General features: G+C 48.5%; 18 protein-coding genes and 1 riboswitch. Of the genes, 15 read left to right on the top strand and 3 right to left on the bottom strand.

All coding sequences use genetic code 11. The annotated features are described in order from the left end of the window. Positions 1-9: 9 nt before the first annotated feature. From K0036_RS15355 to K0036_RS15300, 13 genes are all read left to right on the top strand, one after another. The gene (locus tag K0036_RS15355; protein WP_173694450.1) at positions 10-1113 is read left to right on the top strand and encodes a substrate-binding domain-containing protein; all 1104 of its coding nucleotides are present in this window, start codon (positions 10-12) and stop codon (positions 1111-1113) included. Between the two features lie 110 nt (positions 1114-1223). Beyond that, positions 1224-2273, top strand: coding sequence for an ADP-ribosylglycohydrolase family protein (locus tag K0036_RS15350; protein WP_220430125.1), 1050 nt, complete (start codon positions 1224-1226; stop codon positions 2271-2273). Further along, on the top strand, positions 2266-3303 hold the full coding sequence (locus K0036_RS15345; protein ID WP_220430124.1) for an ADP-ribosylglycohydrolase family protein: 1038 nt from the start codon (positions 2266-2268) through the stop codon (positions 3301-3303). The genes K0036_RS15350 and K0036_RS15345 overlap by 8 nt, the downstream gene beginning before the upstream one ends. Next, a complete protein-coding gene (locus tag K0036_RS15340) occupies positions 3297-4073 on the top strand; it encodes a pseudouridine-5'-phosphate glycosidase (protein WP_220430123.1) in 777 nt (258 codons plus the stop codon). Before K0036_RS15345 ends, K0036_RS15340 begins: the two co-directional genes overlap by 7 nt. 57 nt (positions 4074-4130) lie before the next feature. After that, positions 4131-4309: riboswitch (cobalamin riboswitch) on the top strand. Positions 4310-4377: 68 nt separating this feature from the next. Beyond that, a complete protein-coding gene (locus K0036_RS15335; RefSeq protein WP_220430122.1) occupies positions 4378-5307 on the top strand; it encodes a GTP-binding protein in 930 nt (309 codons plus the stop codon). An 18-nt stretch (positions 5308-5325) separates the two neighbouring features. Next, positions 5326-5973 carry a corrinoid protein gene (locus K0036_RS15330; RefSeq protein WP_220430121.1) on the top strand — a complete coding sequence of 216 codons (648 nt, stop codon included), beginning with the start codon at positions 5326-5328 and terminating at the stop codon, positions 5971-5973. Positions 5974-5986: 13 nt separating this feature from the next. Continuing rightward, positions 5987-6298, top strand: a complete 312-nt coding sequence (locus K0036_RS19175; protein ID WP_259283324.1) for a hypothetical protein — start codon at positions 5987-5989, stop codon at positions 6296-6298. Between the two features lie 29 nt (positions 6299-6327). Further along, the gene (locus K0036_RS15325; protein WP_259283323.1) at positions 6328-7011 is read left to right on the top strand and encodes a uroporphyrinogen decarboxylase family protein; all 684 of its coding nucleotides are present in this window, start codon (positions 6328-6330) and stop codon (positions 7009-7011) included. A gap of 13 nt (positions 7012-7024) precedes the next feature. Then, entirely contained in the window at positions 7025-7894 is an 870-nt protein-coding gene (locus K0036_RS15320; RefSeq protein ID WP_220430120.1) for a uroporphyrinogen decarboxylase family protein, read from the top strand. A gap of 13 nt (positions 7895-7907) precedes the next feature. Beyond that, entirely contained in the window at positions 7908-8558 is a 651-nt protein-coding gene (locus K0036_RS15315) for a corrinoid protein (RefSeq protein WP_220430119.1), read from the top strand. A gap of 16 nt (positions 8559-8574) precedes the next feature. Next, entirely contained in the window at positions 8575-9591 is a 1017-nt protein-coding gene (locus K0036_RS15310) for a methylcobamide:CoM methyltransferase MtbA (RefSeq protein ID WP_025642305.1), read from the top strand. A gap of 1 nt (position 9592) precedes the next feature. Further along, complete coding sequence (locus K0036_RS15305; RefSeq protein ID WP_220430118.1) at positions 9593-11200, top strand: ASKHA domain-containing protein; 1608 nt, start codon at positions 9593-9595, stop codon at positions 11198-11200. Between the two features lie 48 nt (positions 11201-11248). Beyond that, on the top strand, positions 11249-12367 hold the full coding sequence (locus K0036_RS15300; protein ID WP_259283322.1) for a uroporphyrinogen decarboxylase family protein: 1119 nt from the start codon (positions 11249-11251) through the stop codon (positions 12365-12367). Positions 12368-12395: 28 nt separating this feature from the next. Here the strand turns inward: K0036_RS15300 and K0036_RS15295 are convergent, their stop codons facing one another. After that, positions 12396-12953, bottom strand: coding sequence for a TetR/AcrR family transcriptional regulator C-terminal domain-containing protein (locus K0036_RS15295; RefSeq protein WP_025642308.1), 558 nt, complete (start codon positions 12951-12953; stop codon positions 12396-12398). Between the two features lie 200 nt (positions 12954-13153). On the opposite strand from K0036_RS15295, the gene K0036_RS15290 reads away from it, so the two are divergent. Then, positions 13154-13999 carry an SDR family oxidoreductase gene (locus K0036_RS15290; protein ID WP_220430116.1) on the top strand — a complete coding sequence of 282 codons (846 nt, stop codon included), beginning with the start codon at positions 13154-13156 and terminating at the stop codon, positions 13997-13999. A 19-nt stretch (positions 14000-14018) separates the two neighbouring features. Continuing rightward, positions 14019-15935 (top strand): FAD-dependent oxidoreductase, encoded by a 1917-nt coding sequence (locus K0036_RS15285; protein ID WP_220430115.1) that lies wholly within the window; start codon positions 14019-14021, stop codon positions 15933-15935. A gap of 188 nt (positions 15936-16123) precedes the next feature. Here K0036_RS15285 and K0036_RS15280 read toward each other — a convergent pair whose 3' ends face one another. Both K0036_RS15280 and K0036_RS15275 read right to left on the bottom strand, forming a co-directional pair. Next, positions 16124-17455 carry an IS4 family transposase gene (locus tag K0036_RS15280; RefSeq protein ID WP_220430114.1) on the bottom strand — a complete coding sequence of 444 codons (1332 nt, stop codon included), beginning with the start codon at positions 17453-17455 and terminating at the stop codon, positions 16124-16126. A 205-nt stretch (positions 17456-17660) separates the two neighbouring features. After that, positions 17661-19217 (bottom strand): ABC-F family ATP-binding cassette domain-containing protein, encoded by a 1557-nt coding sequence (locus tag K0036_RS15275; RefSeq protein ID WP_220430113.1) that lies wholly within the window; start codon positions 19215-19217, stop codon positions 17661-17663. Between the last annotated feature and the right edge of the window lie 286 nt (positions 19218-19503).

Genomic DNA, 19503 nt, shown 5'->3' with positions numbered 1-19503 from the left:
GATAAGATCATGAAAAGGAAATTAGTCAGCCTGCTTCTTTGCGTGGCTATGGTGGCAACATTGGCAGCAGGATGCGGTTCTGGTTCCGGCGACTCAAAAGACAGCAGCAAGGAAGACTCAAAGAAGACGGAAGAGAAAAAGGATGAAGGAACAAAGGAAGTCTCAACAGACACAGTATTTGGCAAGGCGCTTGCGCAGGTAAATGAAGATCTTGCGCCGCTTCCTGAGAAAGACACAGGGAAGAAGCTTGCCGCAATCGAGAGCACGCTTACCAATTCTTTCTGGGTAACGATGCAGGAAGGGTATGAGGATACGGCAGAAGAGTATGGAGTGTCAATTGATGTGCAGGCCACAGATTCCGATACGGATACCACAGGCCAGCTCGACATTCTCAATAACATGCTTGTGAAAGACTATGAAGCGATCGCGGTATCCCCGCTTACAGAAGATTGCCTGATTTCAGGCATTGTTGCGGCAAACCAGAATGATGTAAAGATTATTACGACCGGAAATGAAGTGAATGAAGATTCCTTGAAAGAAGCAGGCGGCAAGATTGATGCGAAAATTACCGTAGACTTCTATAATCAGGGAGTTCTGGGCGCTCAGTATATCATTGATAAGACGGATGGCAAAGGAAAGGTTGCAGTAATCGCGGGAAACGAAGGCGCAACACAGTCTGATGCCCGCAGGGATGGCGCAAAAGAAACTTTTGAAGACGCCGGCATGGAAGTAGTAGCGGTCGAGCAGTGCGACTTTGATGCCCAGAAGGCATATGACGCGGCAGCCGCAATCATCGAGTCGAATCCAGACATTGTAGGAATCGCATGCGGCAATGATGATATGGCGCTTGGAGTTGTAAGGGCATTAGAAGAAAAAGATGCAAAAGACCAGGTAGCGGTAGTCGGAGTTGACTTTACAGAGGAAGCAAAAGCGGCAATCGAAGAGGGGACTTATGACGCGACTGTTGCAATGTCACCATATCTGATGGGAAAAGAGGCAGTCATCATCATGCTAAAAGCGTTAGAAGGACAGGATGTTTCCAAGGTAGGAGACAGCACGCCGATGGCAGTCGTAGACTCTTCTAATGTGGATCAGATGTCAGACTGGCATTAGTCCTGAATTACATGCCAAAAGAGTTAGGGCAGGATGGGGAGATGTCTCAAGGGACATTTCCCCTTTCATATGGGCAGATAAGACAATGATGAGAAGGAGGAAGCAGACAGATGTATGACAGAATACTTGGCGGGCTGATCGGCGCAGGCGCAGGTGACGCCATGGGGGCCGCGACAGAGGCCAGGACGACGGAACAGATACTTGCGTATTTCGGGCATGAAGTCACGGACTTTGAGACTCCGCCTATGGATACCTTCGGCGCGGGGAACGTGCCGGGACAGCTTACAGATGATTTTAGTTCGGCGTATTTCGTAGCAAGGCATATTGCGGATAATCAAGGAAAGGTGACAAAGGAAGTCGTACAGGAAGCGCTGATCGACTGGTCCGAGCATGCGGTGTTTTTTGACCGGTTCGCCGGGCCTACCACCAGGCTTGCTATTCGCAGATACAAAGGGGAAAAGATTGAGAAGTCCGGAGGCGTGGAACTGGTTACGAGGCAGGCTACCAATGGCGCGGCCATGAAGATATCGCCGATCGGCCTTCTGAATGCAGGAAACATCGAGCAGGCCATAGCAGACGCGGTGACTGTGACGATGGTGACCCATGACAACTATCTTGCGATATCCGGAGCATGCGCGGTTACGGCAGCGGCAAGCCGTGCGGTTATGCCGGATGCGGATGTATACAGCGTGCTTCAGGCCGGACTTTATGGGGCCAGGGAAGGCGAGCGCATTGGCCGGGAAGTGGCCAGGGATGTGGCAGGGCCTTCCGTGGTCAAGCGGATGGAGATGGCCATTGATATCGGCCTGGGAAGAGGAACGCCATGGGAGAAGATGGTGGAGATCGGCCATCGGATCGGCGCGGGACTTCATGTCTCTGAGGCGATTCCCAGCGCGTTCGGGCTGTTTGCAGCCAATGAAGGAGATGCGCTGGGCTCTATCGTAGGCGCTGTCAATGTCGGATATGATACAGATACTATCGCGACCATGTCCGGAGCGCTCTCAGGCGCCTTGAACGGTGCGGGCGCATTTCCGGCGCACTTCCTTCCGACGCTTCAAAAAGCGAATCATTTGGAAATAGAGAGACTGGCTAAAGATCTGACTGCAATTGCGCAGGATAGGCTTCGGGAGCAGGAGAAAGGAGGGGCAAGTCATGAATAAGAAGGTGCTGGGCTGTCTGCTGGGAGCTGCGGTAGGCGATGCCATGGGAGCTGCGACGGAGGCAAAATCCACCAGACAGATCGAGAGGACATTTGGAGGGGCCGTGCGGGAATTCAAAACGCCTCCCCAGGATACGCTGGCCAGAGGAAGAAGGGCAGGACAGGTCACGGATGCATTCAGTATTCCCTATATACTTACAGAACATTTGATTAAAGAAGGCGGAAAAGCTACCAGAGAACTGGGAGAGCGTGCTTTGCTAGAGTGGGGCGAGACCGAATATTTCGGTCCATTTGCAGGCATGACCACCAGGAATGCAATAAACCGTCTGAAAAAGGATGCCAGCATGAGCGCGTGGGCCTATGCGGGACATCTGGGAAATAAACTGTACAAAGGACATTATTACGCGCTTTCCTCCAACGGCGCGGCAAGCAAGGCTTATCCCGAAGGGCTCATCAGCAATGGCAATATGGATCAGGCAATCGCAGATACGGTGGAGATCACGATGGCATCCCACGACGACCCTTACAGCATATCCGGGGCGTGCGCGGTTGCAGCAGCGGTCAGCGAGGCAATGCGCGATGGCACGTCCGTATACCGGATAATAAAAGCGGCGCATTACGGCAGTGTAAAAGGAGAAGAACTGGCAAGGGCCAGGGAAGACATCTGGGTATATCCCGGTCCGTCCGTTACGAAGCGTATTGAGATGGCGGTTGAAATCGCCCTGCATTGCGGCAGTACGAAAGATGTAGTAAAAGAACTGGCAGAGCGGATCGGGAGCGGCCCGGCCATCTCTGAGACGGTGCCTACGGCATTGGGAATCCTGATAGCGAATCAAGGAGATACGATGGAGAGCATCTATGACGCTGTAAATATTGGCGACGAGACCTGCGCGATCGCCTGCATCGCGGGTGCAATTGCCGGAGCATGCAACGGCACAGACAGCATACCGGAAGGATATCTTGAGATGATCGAGAAAGAGAACCATATGGATCTTACGGCTCAGGCAGAAGGGATTGAGGCTTTATGGTAGGCTATCTCGCGGAGTCCGCGCTTCTTACGCATGGCCTTAGAAGCATCTCGGAGGAGGAACTGATACGGATGTGGCCGCAGGACAGCGCAAGTATTGCGTGGATGGAAGATGGCAGATTAAGAGTTGGAGGAATCGAAGATTTCTGCCGATTCAGGAAAAAGGCGCAGGACTTTGACCGGGTGAATTACCAGAATTATGAGTACTATGCATCCAATGGAAAATCAGGCGCGCTTACCGCATCGGGAACGATGAAGGCGTGCGAAGGACTGGGGATTGCGCTGGCCGTCACCTGCGGCATGGGCGGCCTTATGGAAGGGCAGGAGTCAAAAGAATGCCATGATCTGCAGGCGCTGGCCAATAGCCCCGTATCCTTGCTTGCAGTATCGCCGAAGGATATGTTTGATCTGGGAAGGACCATAAAGGCCATGGAAGAAGCTGGGATCACGATCCTTGGATATCATTCGGATGTTTGCGACGGCTATTTGTTCGAGGGAGAAAAGGTAAAGATTAGCGGATGCTGGAGGGAAGAGGCTCCGTCTAAGAACACCCTTTTCCTGAGAAGCATCCAAACAGAAGAACGGATTGCAGACAAGGAAATCTTAAGCCAGGCATTCCAGTATGGACAAGAGCAGAAGATACAAGGGAGAGCCTTCCACCCGGCGGTCAATGCGAAGATTGACGAACTGACAGAGGGATATTCCTCCCGGATCCAGTTGCGGGCACTTATTGAAAACATAGCATGGGCAGAAGAACTTTCAAATTATAGATGATCTCTATAGACTCATCAGGATTATCAATTAGGATGATGAAATTTTCTATGATATCATAATAACAGTAACGTATATAGTGATGCAAACGCATTGAAAAGGGAATCTGGTGAGAATCCAGGACAGCCCGCTCTACTGTGTGATGGACGATCGTCCCATAAGCCACCCGGTCAGCCGGGGAAGGCGGGACTTGAGGATGAGATCAAGTCAGGAGACCTGCTATATATAGGAGATTCTTTTCGGTGGGGAAAGGGCAGCGTTTACGCTGCCTTTTTCCTGCCGTTTTTTATTACATAGGAGGGACGATATGGAGATACAGATAGTCACAGGCTTTCTGGGAGCCGGAAAAACGACGTTTCTAAACAAATATCTTCCACTGCTTTCCGGAAAGACGGTAGTGATAGAGAATGAATTTGGGGAGATCGGGATTGACGGGGATCGAATACAGGAAGACATTCCGGTGCGTGAAATCTTTGCAGGATGTATCTGCTGCAGCCTGGCTATGGATTTCAGGAAGGGAATCAAGGAGATTGCCGAGAATTTTCATCCGGACAGAATTCTCATTGAGCCATCCGGAGTAGGGCGGCTAACGGATATTGTCAAGGCCTGCCAGATGGCAAGGGAAAGAGAGAAAGTCAGCTTGCAGATTACAAAGCTGATTGCAATCGTGGACATGGCATCCTTTGAGGAATATATTGAAGGATTCGGAGCATTCTACCAAGATCAGATAGAGAGGGCAGGCCTCCTGCTAGTTAGCCATGCAGGGACAGAAGATAAGGCGCAGAAGGAATTCGTTATCGGACGCTTAAAGGAACTGAATCCGCACGCCATCTTATATGACGGCGACTGGAGGCAGCTGGAGGCTGAAGAACTCTTAAAACTTCTGGAAGAGACGCCCGATTATGATGAGGATGCCAGGAGAGATGCAGCATATGCGGCACTTCCGGCGGACAAGGTATTCTCCAGTGTTTCCTTTACGGACCTGCCGCAAATGCGAATAGAGGATTTAGAGGCCATAATGAAGGCTTTGAAAAAAGAACAGTATGGATATATCCTGAGGGCCAAAGGCTGGGTAGAGACTATGGAAAAAGGCCTGGTTCATTTTGATTTTACGCCTTTGGCATCCGAATACAGGGAAGAAAAGAATCCGGCTGGAACTGGCGGCGAAGCGGCGGTGATCGGATGCGGCCTGAATCAGACGGCGTTAGAAATGCTATTTCGGAGAAAAAATATATAATTAAGGAGGAATAAGAAAATGGAGACAAAAGAGACATTGATGAAGAAAATGTCAGACTGTGTGTTTGAGATGGAAGATGAAGAGGTGGTAGATGTCGTAAAGGAGTATATCGCATGCGGCTATGATCCACAGGAAGGGATGCTTGGCGGCCTGGTAGACGGGATGAAGAGGGCCAGCAAGCTGTATGAAGAAGGAGAGTATTTTGTCCCGGAACTCATCGTCTGTTCTGATGCAATGTATGCGGGAATCGAAGAATTTCAAAAATATCTTCCGGAAGCCGCGAATACCAGCATCGGCAAGATCGCAATCGGAGTCGTGGAAGGCGATACGCATGATATTGGGAAGAACCTGGTAAAGATCATGATGGAGACGGGAGGATTTGAGGTCCATGATCTGGGCCGCGATGTGCCTCTTGACGCGTTTGTGGATTATGTAAGGGAGAACGAAGTGGACATCCTGTGCATGTCCTCCCTCATGACGACGACAATGCCGGGAATGGGGATCGTGATTGACAAACTGAAAGAATCCGGACTTCGCGACAAAGTAAAAGTTATGGTAGGAGGAGCGCCGGTATCTCCTGCATTTGCCAAAAAAATCGGAGCAGACGGCTATACCAGCAGCGCTATAGAAGCGGTAGAATTTGCAAAGAGCCTGGTTGAAGTATAGGAGGGAAAAGGCCATGATGGGAAAAAGAGAAGCGGTAAAGGCAATACTGGATGGAACTGGGGCGGATAGAATCCCCATCATCATGAATGCATTCTCCCTGCCTGTGATGCGGTATGGATATACAATGCCGGAGGTTATGATGAGTCCCGAAAAACTGACGGAATGCATGGTGGGGACCCGGCAGGCACTGGGCTATGACGGCCTGTGCGCGGGCGTATATGGAGGCATCGCAGCCATGATGGGAGGCCATCTCCCAAACAGCGAAGGCAATATTATAGGAGATGGGGATGACGTGGTACACTCCTTTGATGATATAAAAAAATAAAGCCATATGATGTGAGCAAATGTATGAGGATGAAAAATATACTGCGCACCATTGAGTTAATGAGGGCGGCGGAGCCGGAGGAGCCGATCTATGCCATACTCCATGTTCCGGCGGCAGTTGCATTTACGTTGATGGGGGCCAAGCCTGCGTTTAAGGCGATGATCAAGAACCAGGAACTTTTCCGCACCCTGTGCGATTATGTGGAAGATGCCGTGGTGGAATCCTGCAAGGTGCTGGTAGATGCGGGATTGGACTTCCTGTGGTTCCCAATGCCTAATTTTGGCGGATACTGCATTTCCAGAAAGTCTTATGAGAAATGCATCTCGCAAAGCAACATCCGTGCCAACAAGCGGATCAAGGACTATGGCGCATCCATCGTGATCCATACTTGCGGACTGTATGACGATCGGTTTGACCTGGTGCTTAAGGAATCTGGCGATGCATGGCATATCTCTGATACGCAGACCAGGAAGGTGAAAGAGGAATACGGCGACAAGGTGGCTCTGATGGGCAACATCCCCTGCTGCTCCGTGCTTATGGAGGGCAGCGAGCAGGAAGTCTATGATTTTGCTTATCAGGAATGTATGGATGGCGCAAGGGACGGCCGGTTTATCTTAAGCGGCGACTGCGATGTGTCGCCCTTGACGCCGGACGAAAATGTGAAGGCAGTGGTAAGAGCGGCGAAAGACGCGGAAAAGGTTCTGTTTGGATAACGAGGAGGCAATTATGGGAGAGATCAAAGACTTTCAATGTACATATGACAATTCAGCAGGCATCAATGGAGAGGTGACCCGGGAATTAGATTTAAAGTTTCCGGACGCATATATGCACCATGAGACCATGGCAGCGCTGTCTAAAGCGCTGAAAAGGCATGACGGTGCTTCATTCTGCGAACTTCCATTCTGTCATACGGTGGAGGCGGAAGCCATGGGCGGAATCATCAATTACGGGAACGAGAAGACCGGCCCCAGGGCAAAAGAGTATATCTGCACCTCGCCCGAAGAACTTCTGGAACTTCCAGCCATGAATCTGCAGGAAGGGAGAATTCATGAAGTGCTTCTTGCCTGCCAGGCGCTGCGGGAAGAGGGAGAGCATGTGGTGCTCCAGGTGTCCGGCCCGTTTACGATTCTGAACGTATTGATCGACGCAAAGTACGTGTTCAAAGCAATGCGCAAGAAGCCGGAACTTATGAAGGAAGTATTCTGGAAACTGGGGGGAGAGATTCTCCGGTTCATGGAGGAAGCTAAGAAGTATGGCGTGGATATGATCAGTTATGCAGATTCCTCTGGAGGACTGAATATCCTGGGACCGAAGATGGCTGAGCAGGTGGTGGAAGATTTTACTTATGAATTTCTGAAGAAGGCGGCAGAGAAACTGGGGGATTCCCCGCTGATACTCTTATGCCCTAAGACTACATTTGCCCTGCTTGGAACCGGAAAGGCAGAATTCGTGGATGCAGAATTATCCGGACCCATGGAATATGGAGAAGGCTGCATCGAGATGATTGGGAAAGCCAGGTTCATGGGGCAGATGTGTATTAAAAATGTACACTACAAATTGGAGAGCGGCAGGATCAAGACGGTGAGATTAATTTAGAGGAGAAGCGAATATGAGTTCAAAGGAAGAATTACTGAAAAGATTATCCGACGGCGTAGTAGAGATGGAAGAAGATGACGTTGAAGAGGCAGCCAAAGAGTATCTGGAAGCAGGGTATCCTGCGTTTGACGGTATCATGGAAGGCCTGGTGGATGGCATGAACCGGGCAAGCCAGCTGTATGAGGAGGAAGAATACTTTGTCACGGATGTGCTGCTGTGCTCAGATGCCATGTATGTGGGGCTGGATATCCTGCGTCCTTATCTTCCGGAAGAAAGCGGGAAAGGAAAGATCAAAGGCGTCATCGGAGTCGTGGAAGGCGATACCCATGATATTGGCAAGAATCTGGTAAAGATTATGATGGAGACTGCCGGATTTGAGATGATCGATCTTGGCAGGGATGTCCCGCTTGAGCAGTTTATAGAGACGGCAAAAGAAGAAGAGGCGGATCTGATCTGCATGTCTACTTTAATGACGACGACGATGGGAGGCATGGAGACGGTGATCCATATGCTGGAAGACGCAGGACTGCGCGACAAGGTAAAGGTCATGATAGGCGGCGGCCCTATTTCCCAGAAATATGCGGACAAGATCGGCGCGGACGGCTATTCGCAGAATGCGGTGGAGGCCGTGAAACTAGCCAAACGCCTGCTTAATATTGCATAGAAAAAGGAGAAGAAAAATGCTGACTCCAAAGGAAAGATTGTACAATGTAATGAAAGGAAATGCAGTAGACCGGCCGCCCTGCATCTGTCCCGGCGGAATGATGAATATGGTTACCACGGATCTGATGGATGCGGTGGACATCTATATGCCACAAGCCCATACAGATGCCAGGATGATGGCAGGATTGGCCAAAGCCGTATATGACTATGGCTGTTTTGAGAATTATGGCGTTCCGTTCTGCATGACCGTTGAAGCAGAAGAGATGGGAGCCAAGGTGGAGATGGGATCCCGGGTCTATGAGCCTCATGTGAGCGCCTATGCCATAGAATCTGTGGAGGACTATGCGAAACTTCCACCCATAGATATAGGCAGAGGACGGGCCAAGGTGGTTCTGGACGCAATTCGGATATTGAGGGAAGAGACGGATGGGGTTCCGATCATCGGAAACCTGACCGGGCCAATCAGCACAGCCAGTTCCGTGATGGAGCCGGTGGTGTTCTACAAGGAACTGCGCAAGAAGAATAAGCAGGCCCATGCATATATGGACTTTATTACCCGCCAGCTGATCGCGTTTGGCAGGGCGCAGATCGAGGCCGGGGCAGATGTGATAGCCATCTCCGACCCAAGCGGCACAGGCGAGATCCTGGGTCCTAAGTATTTTGAGGAATTTGCGGTTACCTATCTGAACCAGCTGCTTGACGGACTCCAGGAAGAGAAGATGGGAACGATCGTGCATATCTGCGGTCAGATGAGTCCCGTATATAAAGAAGTAAATATGGTGCGAAGCAGCGTGCTCAGTTTTGACTCTGTGGTTCCCATGAAAGAAGCGAGGGCCAACTTAAAAGACCGGGTGCTGATGGGAAATGTGAGTACGTTCGCTCTGGAATTCGGGGAGCAGGAGAAGGTAAGGACGCTGGCAAAAGGCTGCGTAAGAAGCGGATCGGATATCATATCTCCGGCCTGCGGCCTTGGAATGAAGTCGCCGCTTGCCAATGTCCAGGCGATTCTTAAGTGCCTGAAGGAGGACTTGTAAGATGGCGTCAGTGACGGTAAAGCAAAGTGGAAAGAAGATTTGCTGCAAGGAAGGAGATAATCTGCTGAAGGTGCTGCTTGCTGAAGGCATATTTGTGGATAATCCTTGCAATGGCAAGGGAATCTGCGGAAAATGCAAGGTAAAGATTCTAAGCGGGCAAGTATCTGCAGCCTCCGAGACGGAGATGGATCAGTTAAGCGCAGGAGAACGGGAACAGAGTATCCGCCTGTCCTGCATGACGGAAGTGCTGGGAGATGTAGAGGTAGAACTTCTGAAGAAAGAACGTAAGCATAAGGTATTGACAAAAGGATATGTGCCGGAGTTCGTGATGGATGCCTATGAGGATGGATATGGAATTGCGATCGATATTGGCACAACCACCGTCGTGACGTCCTTGATCGAGCTTCGCACCGGAGAGGAACTGGCGGATGCGTCCATGATCAATGCCCAGAAGCACTATGGCCTGGACGTGCTCACCAGGATCACGTATGAGTATGAGAATCCGGAGACAGGAATCGGAGAGTTAAAAGACGCGATCGTACAGTCTATTAATGCAATGATCGCAGAGGTATGTCTGGAGGCTTCCGTGGATAAGGAAGAAATCCGGGAAATACATGTGGCGGCAAACTGCACGATGACGCATATGCTTCTCGGCGTGGATGCCAGATCCATCGGAAGAGCGCCGTACAAACCGGCATTTAAGGAGGCCAGAGAACTGGCGGCAAGCGAGATAGGCATCCTGGCAGGGGAAGATACGAGACTTTACTGCCTTCCCCAGGTATCGGGATATATTGGCGCGGATATCGTGGCTGGGGCCTACGTGTGCCAGTTGCAGAAGGAACCGGGAAATGTACTTTTTATTGATATCGGCACCAATGGAGAGATCGTGCTTGCAAGCCATGGAAGGCTACTCTGCTGTTCCTGCGCCGCAGGTCCCGCGCTGGAAGGGATGAATATCAGTTCCGGTATGCGGGCGGCCGAAGGAGCGGTTGAGGATGTCCGGATCACAGAGAAAGGAATCGAGCTTGCGACAATAGATAACCAGGAACCCGCCGGAATCTGCGGGAGTGGCATACTGGCTGTGGTGAAAGAACTTCTGCGTACAGGAATCGTCAAGAAGACCGGGGCGTTTATTAAGAAGGACCGGCTGCCCGAGTCGGATTACCGGTATCCGATGATCCAGATGAATGGGGCAAAGCGGGAATTCGTTCTGCATGAGAATCCCCGGCTTCTGGTAACCCAGGGAGATGTAAGGCAGGTACAGCTGGCAAAAGGAGCCATTTTGTCAGGATTCGTGGCGCTGCTTAGCAAAGCAGGGATTTCCATGAAAGATTTAGATAAGGTTCTGATAGCCGGGCAGTTTGGAGCCCATCTGCCGGCAGAATCTTTGACAGGGACCGGGATCCTGCCAAAGGAAGTGGAAGATAAGTTGATCTATGTGGGAAACTCTTCCAAGACGGGGGCATACATGACGCTGATGTCAAGTAAAGCAAGGCACGAAGTAGAGGAACTGGCCAGAAGGATGGAATACATGGAACTGGCGGAGACCGAGAATTACGAGCGGATATTTACCGAAAGCATGATTTTTCCTGAATATCCGAAAGCGTGAACACTTCCGGCTGTGTGCATGGCCGGGACAGATAAAGGAGATCAGAAGATGGAGTATGATGAGTTAAAGCGGCTAATGGATGGCCAGAAGGATGAGATGACGGCAGCGGAGCGGATGAAGGCATATAATGCGGGGGAAGAGGTGGATTATATTCCTTATACCTTGCAGGCGCCGGATCCGGCTATGGCAGATATATTCGGGTTTACCACCACCCAGTTTGCCAAAGACTTTGAAGTAAAGAGCGAAGTCATACGAAGGAGAAAAGAAGAGTTTGGCCTGGACAGCTTCAACGTAGGATTGGGACTTAAGACGATCGGAGGAGCATTGGGGTCAAAACTTCGGGCGCCGGAACATGGGATCGATTATGTGGAGGAGCATATCCTTAAGGATTATGCGGACTTTGAGAGGCTGGAAGTGACGGATCCATACAAGAATCCGGTGCTGGCTCCTATCCTTGAAAGTGCGAAACGGCTAAAAGACAGATTCCCGGATGTCAGCATGACCACCAGCGTGGCCGGGCCAATCTCTACGGCGATTGCAGTTCGTCCGGTGGAGATGGTGCTTAAGGATACCCGCAAGAATCCCGAGATGCTTCATAAACTGCTGGATCTTACGGTAGAATGCTCCCTTAAGTGGTTTGAGGCATTTCACCGGGAATTTGGACCGGTAGGGACCAATTTTTCAGACCCTGTGACCTGTATGGACGTCATCAGCAAGAAGCAGTTTGACGAGTATTCCCTGCCATACATCAAAAAATTGATCGACGGAACGGAAAAGATCATGGGCTCCAGGCCAGGGGCACATATCTGCGGCAAGACAAGTCCGATATGGAGAGATCTTGCAGACGCGGGACTGTTTTCCTTCAGCATTGACAACTGCGAAGATCTAAAAGAGGCGAAAGATGCGGTAGGAGACCGGATGCGGATTGCGGGCAATGTTCCTCCTGTGGATGTTATGAAAGAAGGAACGATAGACGAGGTAATCGAATCCTGCAGGGAATGTCTGATAAAATGCGCGGACAATCCCGCCGGCTTTATTCTCAATACCGGCTGCCAGCTTCCCATAGGAACGCCAAAGGCAAATGTGGAGGCATTTATCTATGCGGCCAGGAAGTACGGGAGAGGGGCAAGGATTGGAAAGATGCCAAGAGGGATCACGGAAGGATAGAAGGTATACGTTTACGCCTGCCCTTCGACTATTCATTCTCCCCGCAGATATATGGCTTTAGCCTTTGAGGCGTGGCGACTTCCACCAGATGTAGAAAATCAGCTGGTGGAAGCGGGGCAGGCGATTTTGGCCATTTTGCAGTCATGGCTATGACCCCGTTAAGCCAGAATTCTATGGCAAACTGCGTTTCTTCGTCAAGTTCTGTGATGTTTTCATTTGCTTTTATTGCGGCTGTCATAGTTTTCTTCGCCTGTTCTATAATATTCTCGCTCAGATTATTTTGGCCTGTATAAGTCTGTATATTTAAAAATATGTTCATATTATCATAAACGAAAGAAAAGAGTTTTAAAAATGAATCATGTAAAGATGTTCCTTTATTGAAGTTTCGGAACAATTCTTTTTCTTTATCTAAATAGATCCAATTAACAATATCCTGTTTATCCAGAAAGTGATTATAAAAAGAACGGGTGCTGACGTGGCAGTGTGCCGCTATTTCCTGAACGCTTATTTTTTGAATCGGCTTTTTGGACAGTAGATCTAAAACGGAGTCTACAAGAATTTGCTTTGTCGTCCTTTTTTCAATCATGATGATTTCCCCCTTTTATCAATAATTATAATAGAGAAGATTTTAATTTGAAACCAAAATCATGAAAAATTGCATACTCATTATAAAATGTGAAAAAATGCACAAACCGATTTTTTTGAAAATTTAAAAGTTGGATAAATTGTCCTATATTGAGATTAAAAGAAAACATGTCAAATTAAAAATTCTCAGAAGGAGGACAAATGATGGAAAGTTACATCAAAGAAAATTATATCAAGGATAAGGTAATAATTATTACCGGCGCGGCGACCGGGTTCGGAAAATTGGTCGCTGAACGGACGGCGGCAATGGGCGGAAAGATTGTCTGCTGTGACCGAAAAGAAGAGGAACTGAAGAAGACGGTAGAAGGCATTCGCGATTTAGGCGGCGAGATTGAATATCGGATCGCGGATATGACAAAAAAGGATGAAGTAGATGCCGTTGCCAAACTGGCGGTTGAAAAGTATGGCAGGATTGATATTCTGCTGAATAACGCAGGGACTATGCCGCTTAGTTTCTTCTCAGACCATAAGAGGGCTTGGAAGGCCTGGGATGACTGCATTGATACGAATATTAAGGGCGTTGTCTATGGAATCAGCGCTGTATATGACCAGATGATCAAGCAGGAGAAGGGGCATATCATTAACATTTCATCCATTTATTCCAATCATCCTGTGATTGGCGGCTGTGTATATCAGGCATCCAAAGTTGCCGTAAAATATATATCTGATACGCTGCGCCAGGAAGCCTATGGAAAGATCAAGGTTACCTGCGTGAAGCCTACGGGAGTACCGACTACGCCGCTGTTCGATTGTATCATCAATCAGGATACGGCGATTGGCCTGGTGGGGCAGAATGCGCTGGCTATGATGGGACTTTTGCAGGAGATGCCGGGACGTCCGGATCTTACAGAGCAGGATAGCATCAGAAATGTGTACATCGATCCTTCCGTCCTGGCTGACAATGTAGTATATGTGATGAACCAGCCATGGGGTATCAATATCAGCGATATTACGGTACGGAGCGCTGGGGAACCATACATTATGTAAGGAAAGGGGATTATAAAAGATGGGACACAAATTTTTAGAACCAATACAAATTGGAAGTCAGACAGTCAAAAACAGGATCATCTATCTGGCAATGGCAAAATGTTATTCAGGAATGGATGGCTCCGTTAGTTCCCGGGATGTTGCTTACATAGAGTCTATCGCAAAGGGCGGGGTGGGTATCGTGATACCGGGAGCGATGGTGATTGACCCGACATGGCCATCTACGCTGCCAATGCAGCCGATAATTAATGACGACAAATATATTCCGGGGCTTGCTAGGCTGACTGATGCGGCTCATAAAAATGGAGCCAAGATTCTATTCCAGTTGTGGCATCCCGGTCAGGTAGATTACAGCGGCGGCAATCCTCCGACAATCAACGAGATGACTGTCGAGCAGTTTAAAGGAATCCAGAGACAGTTTCAGGAGGCAGCAGTTCGGGCTAAAAAGGCAGGGGCAGACGGAATCGAGTACCAGATGTGCCATAATTATCTGGGTGCACAATTTCTAAGTCCGCTGTTCAACCACCGGACCGATGAATATGGCATAGATACGCTGGAAAACCAGCTTCGTTTCTCAATGGAGACGCTGCATATCCTGCGGGAGGCAATCGGCGATGACATGATTCTGGCTGTGAAACTACAAGGATTCGACGGACAGGAGGGAGGCATTACCCCGGAATTGGCAGCGAGTTTCGCACCATATATAGAAAAAGCAGGTGCAGATATGATTACCGTCAGTGCTGGCGGAAGCCTGACTGGCGTAAATGTAATGTCCGGCGACGGCACGAGGGCTGAGGGCTGGAAGGTTGCAGCCTCAAGCCAGGTAAAAGAACAAGTATCCATTCCCGTCTGTGCTACCGGAAATATTCGGCATCCCCAATATGTGGATAAGATTATCAAGGATGAGAAATGCGATATGGTCGGCATGGGAAGAGGAATCTTCGCAGAACGCGAATGGGTAAAAAAATGCGCTGAGGGGAGAGAGGATGAACTACGCTATTGCATATCCTGCATGAATTGCTGGAATTATGGATTCATTCCGGACCAGTCAGGATGCAGCGTGAATCCCTATGCAGGAAGAGAAGAGGCCCGGAAAGAACTTAAAAAAGACGGAAATGGCAGAGTAGTTGCAGTAGTGGGTGCAGGCCCGGCAGGCTGCGAGGCTGCGCTGACATTGGCCGAGCGGGGATTTAAGCCAGTATTGTTTGAAAAACGCGGGAAGATTGGCGGAATGATTAATGTTGCCAAGGTTCCGCCCCATAAGGAAAAAATGGATTGGTTTGTCAAATATTATGAAAATATGCTGGCAAAATCAGAGGTAGATCTTCGGCTTAATACAGAAGCGACAACAGAGTCCGTACTGGCGTTAGATCCCTATGCGGTTGTCGTCGCGGCGGGAAGTAATGTGGCCCAGTTTCTGGTCAAAGGGTTTGACGCGAAGAATGTCCTCCAGGCAAGAGACGTTCTGGAAGAAAAAATGAAACTGGAAGGCAAGGATATCATCGTGATTGGCGCCGGACTTACTGGAATTGAGACAGGGCTATACCTGAAAGAGCAAGGGAAAAATATAGTAATTCTCGACTTTGCCAAGAGGCCAAGCCTGGAAAACGCCGGCATGGGCGGCGATGCGACAATGGAGATGGCGCTGGAAATGGCAAGGGCAGAAGGCGAAGGTATAGTAATAAAGCATAGCCATAAGGTTCTGGAACTTGCAGATGGAGTCCTGAAAGCAGAAGATATGCTGGCGGATAAAGAAGTAGAATTTCCAGCCGATTATGTGATTCTGTCAGCAGGAATAAAGCCAGCCGATCATATTTATCATGAATTAAAAGCAATGGGAAGGCCAATGGTACATAAGATTGGAGATGCGAATCTGAATGGAAAGATTGTAACGGCAGTCCAGGCAGGCAATAAGTATGCATGCAGCTTGTTTTAATAGTTAGAAAACCCGCCGCATTAATTTGCCAATGGCATTAAGTTAAGAAATTTAGAAGAGGCTACCACATAATCCGTGGCAGCTTCTTTTTTATCGCTTTACAACTTAAAGATATCGGCATAGCATCTTGCTCAATAAAAAGGCAAGAACGCTTCCTTGCCTAAAAAAGCATATGAAATTTACAAGATTTATGCTACTCTGTACATGAAGCTTATTGCCTGCTTGATTTTCATATCCCTTGGACGGGATCTCCCAGGACGGATTGGAGTTATGTATCTGGCAATCAGTGCTTCTATATCAGGTGGAGTATTTATACCTAATAGAAATTCCCGACATATGTGTGCTGCAACAGAAAAATTGGCTTTGTATTCATGTTTTCTGTTTTTCTTTTCTATGATTACATGCGAGGTAATCAGTTCAGAAAAGTTATACATGATAAGTCTGGCATAGATTTCTTGTAGGATATGCTCCACTTTTTTTGAGTGAAAATGCAATAAACCAATCGTATATTTTAAATCCCGAAATGATGTTTCAATTCCCCATCTTTTAGCATAAAGTTGTTTTAGGAGTTCTGATGGGAAATCTTTCTTGTCCAGATTTGTAACAACCACCTCATATGCATTCTCTGATACTGGAAAACGGACAATGCGAAATGGGATTGTATACATGACTGCCGGATCGGCTTTCCTGCTGGTTTTTGGGAGGTAATCAAATGTTTTGCTATGGGCAATCTTGCGATAATGGTTTTTGTCTTTCAGCAGTTCTTTGATCTTATTCGTTTGTTTACGAGTGACTGTAAGGTTGATGTCTATGTCGAACTCCTCCTGATTGGGAAGTTCAAAGCCGTGCAGGATTCCTGAATTGTATTGTTGAAAATCCTTTATCCGTATAAGATATTTCCAGCCTTTTTCTTGGATATGCGCCATGTTATTATAAGATTCATACCCCCTGTCAGCGATCAGGATTACATCCCCAGTTATTTCAGAACGATCAACCATGTTTGTCAGAGCACCATTTTCACTACTAGCATGTTTTTTCTGAACAATGGCATCAACATAGGTATGTGCCTGAAGGTCGTACAGAGCGTTTAGGTGAAGGAGATTGTATGGCTTACGCCCTTCACAAGTTTGAATTAAGGAATCTGCGTCATTGAGATTGGTCGGCATCTGTATGTCGGAACCATCGACTGCAATCAAACGAAATCCTTTAAAGCCAAGTGGTACATCCGTTTCCGCAACAAAACTATAAAACAGTTTTTCCATAGCCGCCGGAAGTATTTTTTCACGTTGCTGAACAAATGCAGAGGATGATGCTATGTCGCAGTGATATCCAAACTGTCTTAACAACTCATTCTTTAACGATGTCCCCTCCATTGTTAAGAGTGAGAGAATCATTTTTTCATAGGGGAGTTTCCTGTTTCTGGCGAAATCTTTATCAGGTGCTCTCACACATTCAGATAAATCTTGATTCCTAATAAGCCCAAGCAGGGTCTCTTTTAATTTTTGTGATATGTCATTCATACGGTTTCCTCCTTGTAAAAGACATCTGTCTAATTACAAGGGCCGCTTTAGCTACCTCTAAAATGAATCAGTGGCTAAAGCGGCCGCATTTTTTGAACGGTATGTCAATACTTTTCTATAAAAAAATCCCACACCACGATAATGTGATGTGAGATTTTTCTTAACTTAATGCCATTGATTAATTTGCGGCGGGTTTTTTAGAATCCTATACGATCTTGGTCGTCCATTTGCTGCAGTCCCAGACTTCATTTACAATGTCCTGATAAAATTCAGGTTCATGGCAGATGAGAAGCAAGGTTCCCCGGTATTCCCTAAGGGCCTCTTTCAGGGCATCCTTAGCGTCTGCATCCAGGTGATTGGTCGGCTCGTCCAGAAGCAGGACGTTGGTATCCCGGTTGATCAGCTTGCACAGGCGGACCTTCGCCTGCTCGCCTCCGCTCAGTACCCGCACCTGGCTCTCGATGTGCTTGGTAGTCAGGCCGCATTTGGCAAGGGCGGAGCGGACTTCATACTGGTTAAAGGAAGGAAACTCCTGCCAGATTTCTTCAATACAGGTCGTCTTGTTATTATAATCCCCTTCCTGCTCGAAATAGCCGGGCAATACATTTTCTCCTAATTCGCAGGTGCCGGAAAGAGGAGGCACCAGGCCCAGGATGCTTCGGATCAACGTGGTCTTGCCAATTCCATTGGCGCCGGTAAGGGCAATCTTCTGCCCTCTTTCAAGCGAAAGATTGAGCGGCTTTGAGAGCGGCTCGTCATATCCGATTACAAAGTCCTTGATCTCAAAGATATATTTTCCCGGCGTGCGCCCCAGGCGGAAGTGAAATTCAGGCTTTGGCCTGTCGGCTGCCAGTTCGATGACATCCATCTTATCCAGTTTTTTCTGGCGGGACATGGCCATATTCCTGGTAGAGACACGGGCCTTATTCCTGGCCACGAAGTCTTTTAACTGGCTGATCTCCTGCTGCTGGCGCTTGTAAGCGGCCTCCAGTTGTGCTTTTTTCACTTCATATACTTTCTGGAATTCATCATAATCCCCCACATACCGGTTCAGTTCCTGGTTCTCCATATGGTAGATGATGTTGACGACATCATTGAGGAACGGGATATCATGGGAGATCAGGACGAAGGCGTTCTCATACTCGTTAAGATAGCGTTTTAGCCAGTTGATATGCTCTTCATCCAGATAATTAGTAGGCTCATCCAAAAGCAGGATATCAGGCTTCTGGAGCAGCAGCTTCCCAAGCAGGATCCGAGTCCTCTGGCCGCCGCTTAAGTCGGTGACGTCCTTATCAAGGCCGATATCCAGAAGCCCTAAGGCTCGCGCCACTTCTTCTACCTTTGCGTCGATCACGTAGAAGTCATGCATCGTCAGGGTATCCTGGATGACGCCCAATTCTTCCATCAGCTTATTCATGGTCTCTTCATCTGCTGATCCAAGCTGATCGCAGATATCGTTCATCCTCGCCTCCAGCTCAAATAGATAGGAAAAAGCGGATTTTAACACATCGCGGATGGTCATACCCTTCTCAAGCACGGTATGCTGGTCCAGGTAGCCGACGCGGACGTTCTTGGCCCACTCGATCTTGCCGGCATCAGGGGCAAACTTGCCGGTTACGATATTGAAAAATGTTGATTTGCCTTCCCCGTTTGCGCCGACCAGGCCAATGTGCTCGCCTTTTAGCATGCGGAAGGAGACGTCCTGGAAGATGGCCCGGTCTCCGAATCCGTGGGAAAGATGGTCTACGGTTAATATGCTCATGCTGTGATACTCCTTTGCATCATTGCTTTTAATATGAATGAGGATGCCAGTTAGACATCCTCATTAATATAACATATTGTAAGTAAGCACTCAATGTTTTTCGCCTGCCAGCCTAAAATCAGGCCTCCCAGTTAGATGGCTGCACCGGATATTTGGCGCATTGGCGCGCGGCTTCCCGCGCGTCAGAATGGTTCAATGAAAGAAAGGGATTGCGTCATTGAAAATATTGATGAAGTAAGGCAGTGATAGATATTAGTGATAACTGCGTATATAGATAAAGGTGATT

Source organism: [Clostridium] scindens, from assembly GCF_019597925.1.
Classification (GTDB): Bacteria; Bacillota; Clostridia; order Lachnospirales; family Lachnospiraceae; genus Clostridium_AP.
Note: the sequence above shows the minus strand (reverse complement) of the source record. Positions and strands in the feature narration are given on the sequence as shown.

Bases quoted from the DNA above. Each gene is read 5' to 3' on its own strand.
- K0036_RS15355 (WP_173694450.1), top strand. From the start codon at position 10: ATGAAAAGGAAATTAGTCAGCCTGCTTCTTTGCGTGGCTATGGTGGCA.
- K0036_RS15350 (WP_220430125.1), top strand. From the start codon at position 1,224: ATGTATGACAGAATACTTGGCGGGCTGATCGGCGCAGGCGCAGGTGAC.
- K0036_RS15345 (WP_220430124.1), top strand. From the start codon at position 2,266: ATGAATAAGAAGGTGCTGGGCTGTCTGCTGGGAGCTGCGGTAGGCGAT.
- K0036_RS15340 (WP_220430123.1), top strand. From the start codon at position 3,297: ATGGTAGGCTATCTCGCGGAGTCCGCGCTTCTTACGCATGGCCTTAGA.
- K0036_RS15335 (WP_220430122.1), top strand. From the start codon at position 4,378: ATGGAGATACAGATAGTCACAGGCTTTCTGGGAGCCGGAAAAACGACG.
- K0036_RS15330 (WP_220430121.1), top strand. From the start codon at position 5,326: ATGGAGACAAAAGAGACATTGATGAAGAAAATGTCAGACTGTGTGTTT.
- K0036_RS19175 (WP_259283324.1), top strand. From the start codon at position 5,987: ATGATGGGAAAAAGAGAAGCGGTAAAGGCAATACTGGATGGAACTGGG.
- K0036_RS15325 (WP_259283323.1), top strand. From the start codon at position 6,328: ATGAAAAATATACTGCGCACCATTGAGTTAATGAGGGCGGCGGAGCCG.
- K0036_RS15320 (WP_220430120.1), top strand. From the start codon at position 7,025: ATGGGAGAGATCAAAGACTTTCAATGTACATATGACAATTCAGCAGGC.
- K0036_RS15315 (WP_220430119.1), top strand. From the start codon at position 7,908: ATGAGTTCAAAGGAAGAATTACTGAAAAGATTATCCGACGGCGTAGTA.
- K0036_RS15310 (WP_025642305.1), top strand. From the start codon at position 8,575: ATGCTGACTCCAAAGGAAAGATTGTACAATGTAATGAAAGGAAATGCA.
- K0036_RS15305 (WP_220430118.1), top strand. From the start codon at position 9,593: ATGGCGTCAGTGACGGTAAAGCAAAGTGGAAAGAAGATTTGCTGCAAG.
- K0036_RS15300 (WP_259283322.1), top strand. From the start codon at position 11,249: ATGGAGTATGATGAGTTAAAGCGGCTAATGGATGGCCAGAAGGATGAG.
- K0036_RS15295 (WP_025642308.1), bottom strand. From the start codon at position 12,953: ATGATTGAAAAAAGGACGACAAAGCAAATTCTTGTAGACTCCGTTTTA.
- K0036_RS15290 (WP_220430116.1), top strand. From the start codon at position 13,154: ATGATGGAAAGTTACATCAAAGAAAATTATATCAAGGATAAGGTAATA.
- K0036_RS15285 (WP_220430115.1), top strand. From the start codon at position 14,019: ATGGGACACAAATTTTTAGAACCAATACAAATTGGAAGTCAGACAGTC.
- K0036_RS15280 (WP_220430114.1), bottom strand. From the start codon at position 17,455: ATGAATGACATATCACAAAAATTAAAAGAGACCCTGCTTGGGCTTATT.
- K0036_RS15275 (WP_220430113.1), bottom strand. From the start codon at position 19,217: ATGAGCATATTAACCGTAGACCATCTTTCCCACGGATTCGGAGACCGG.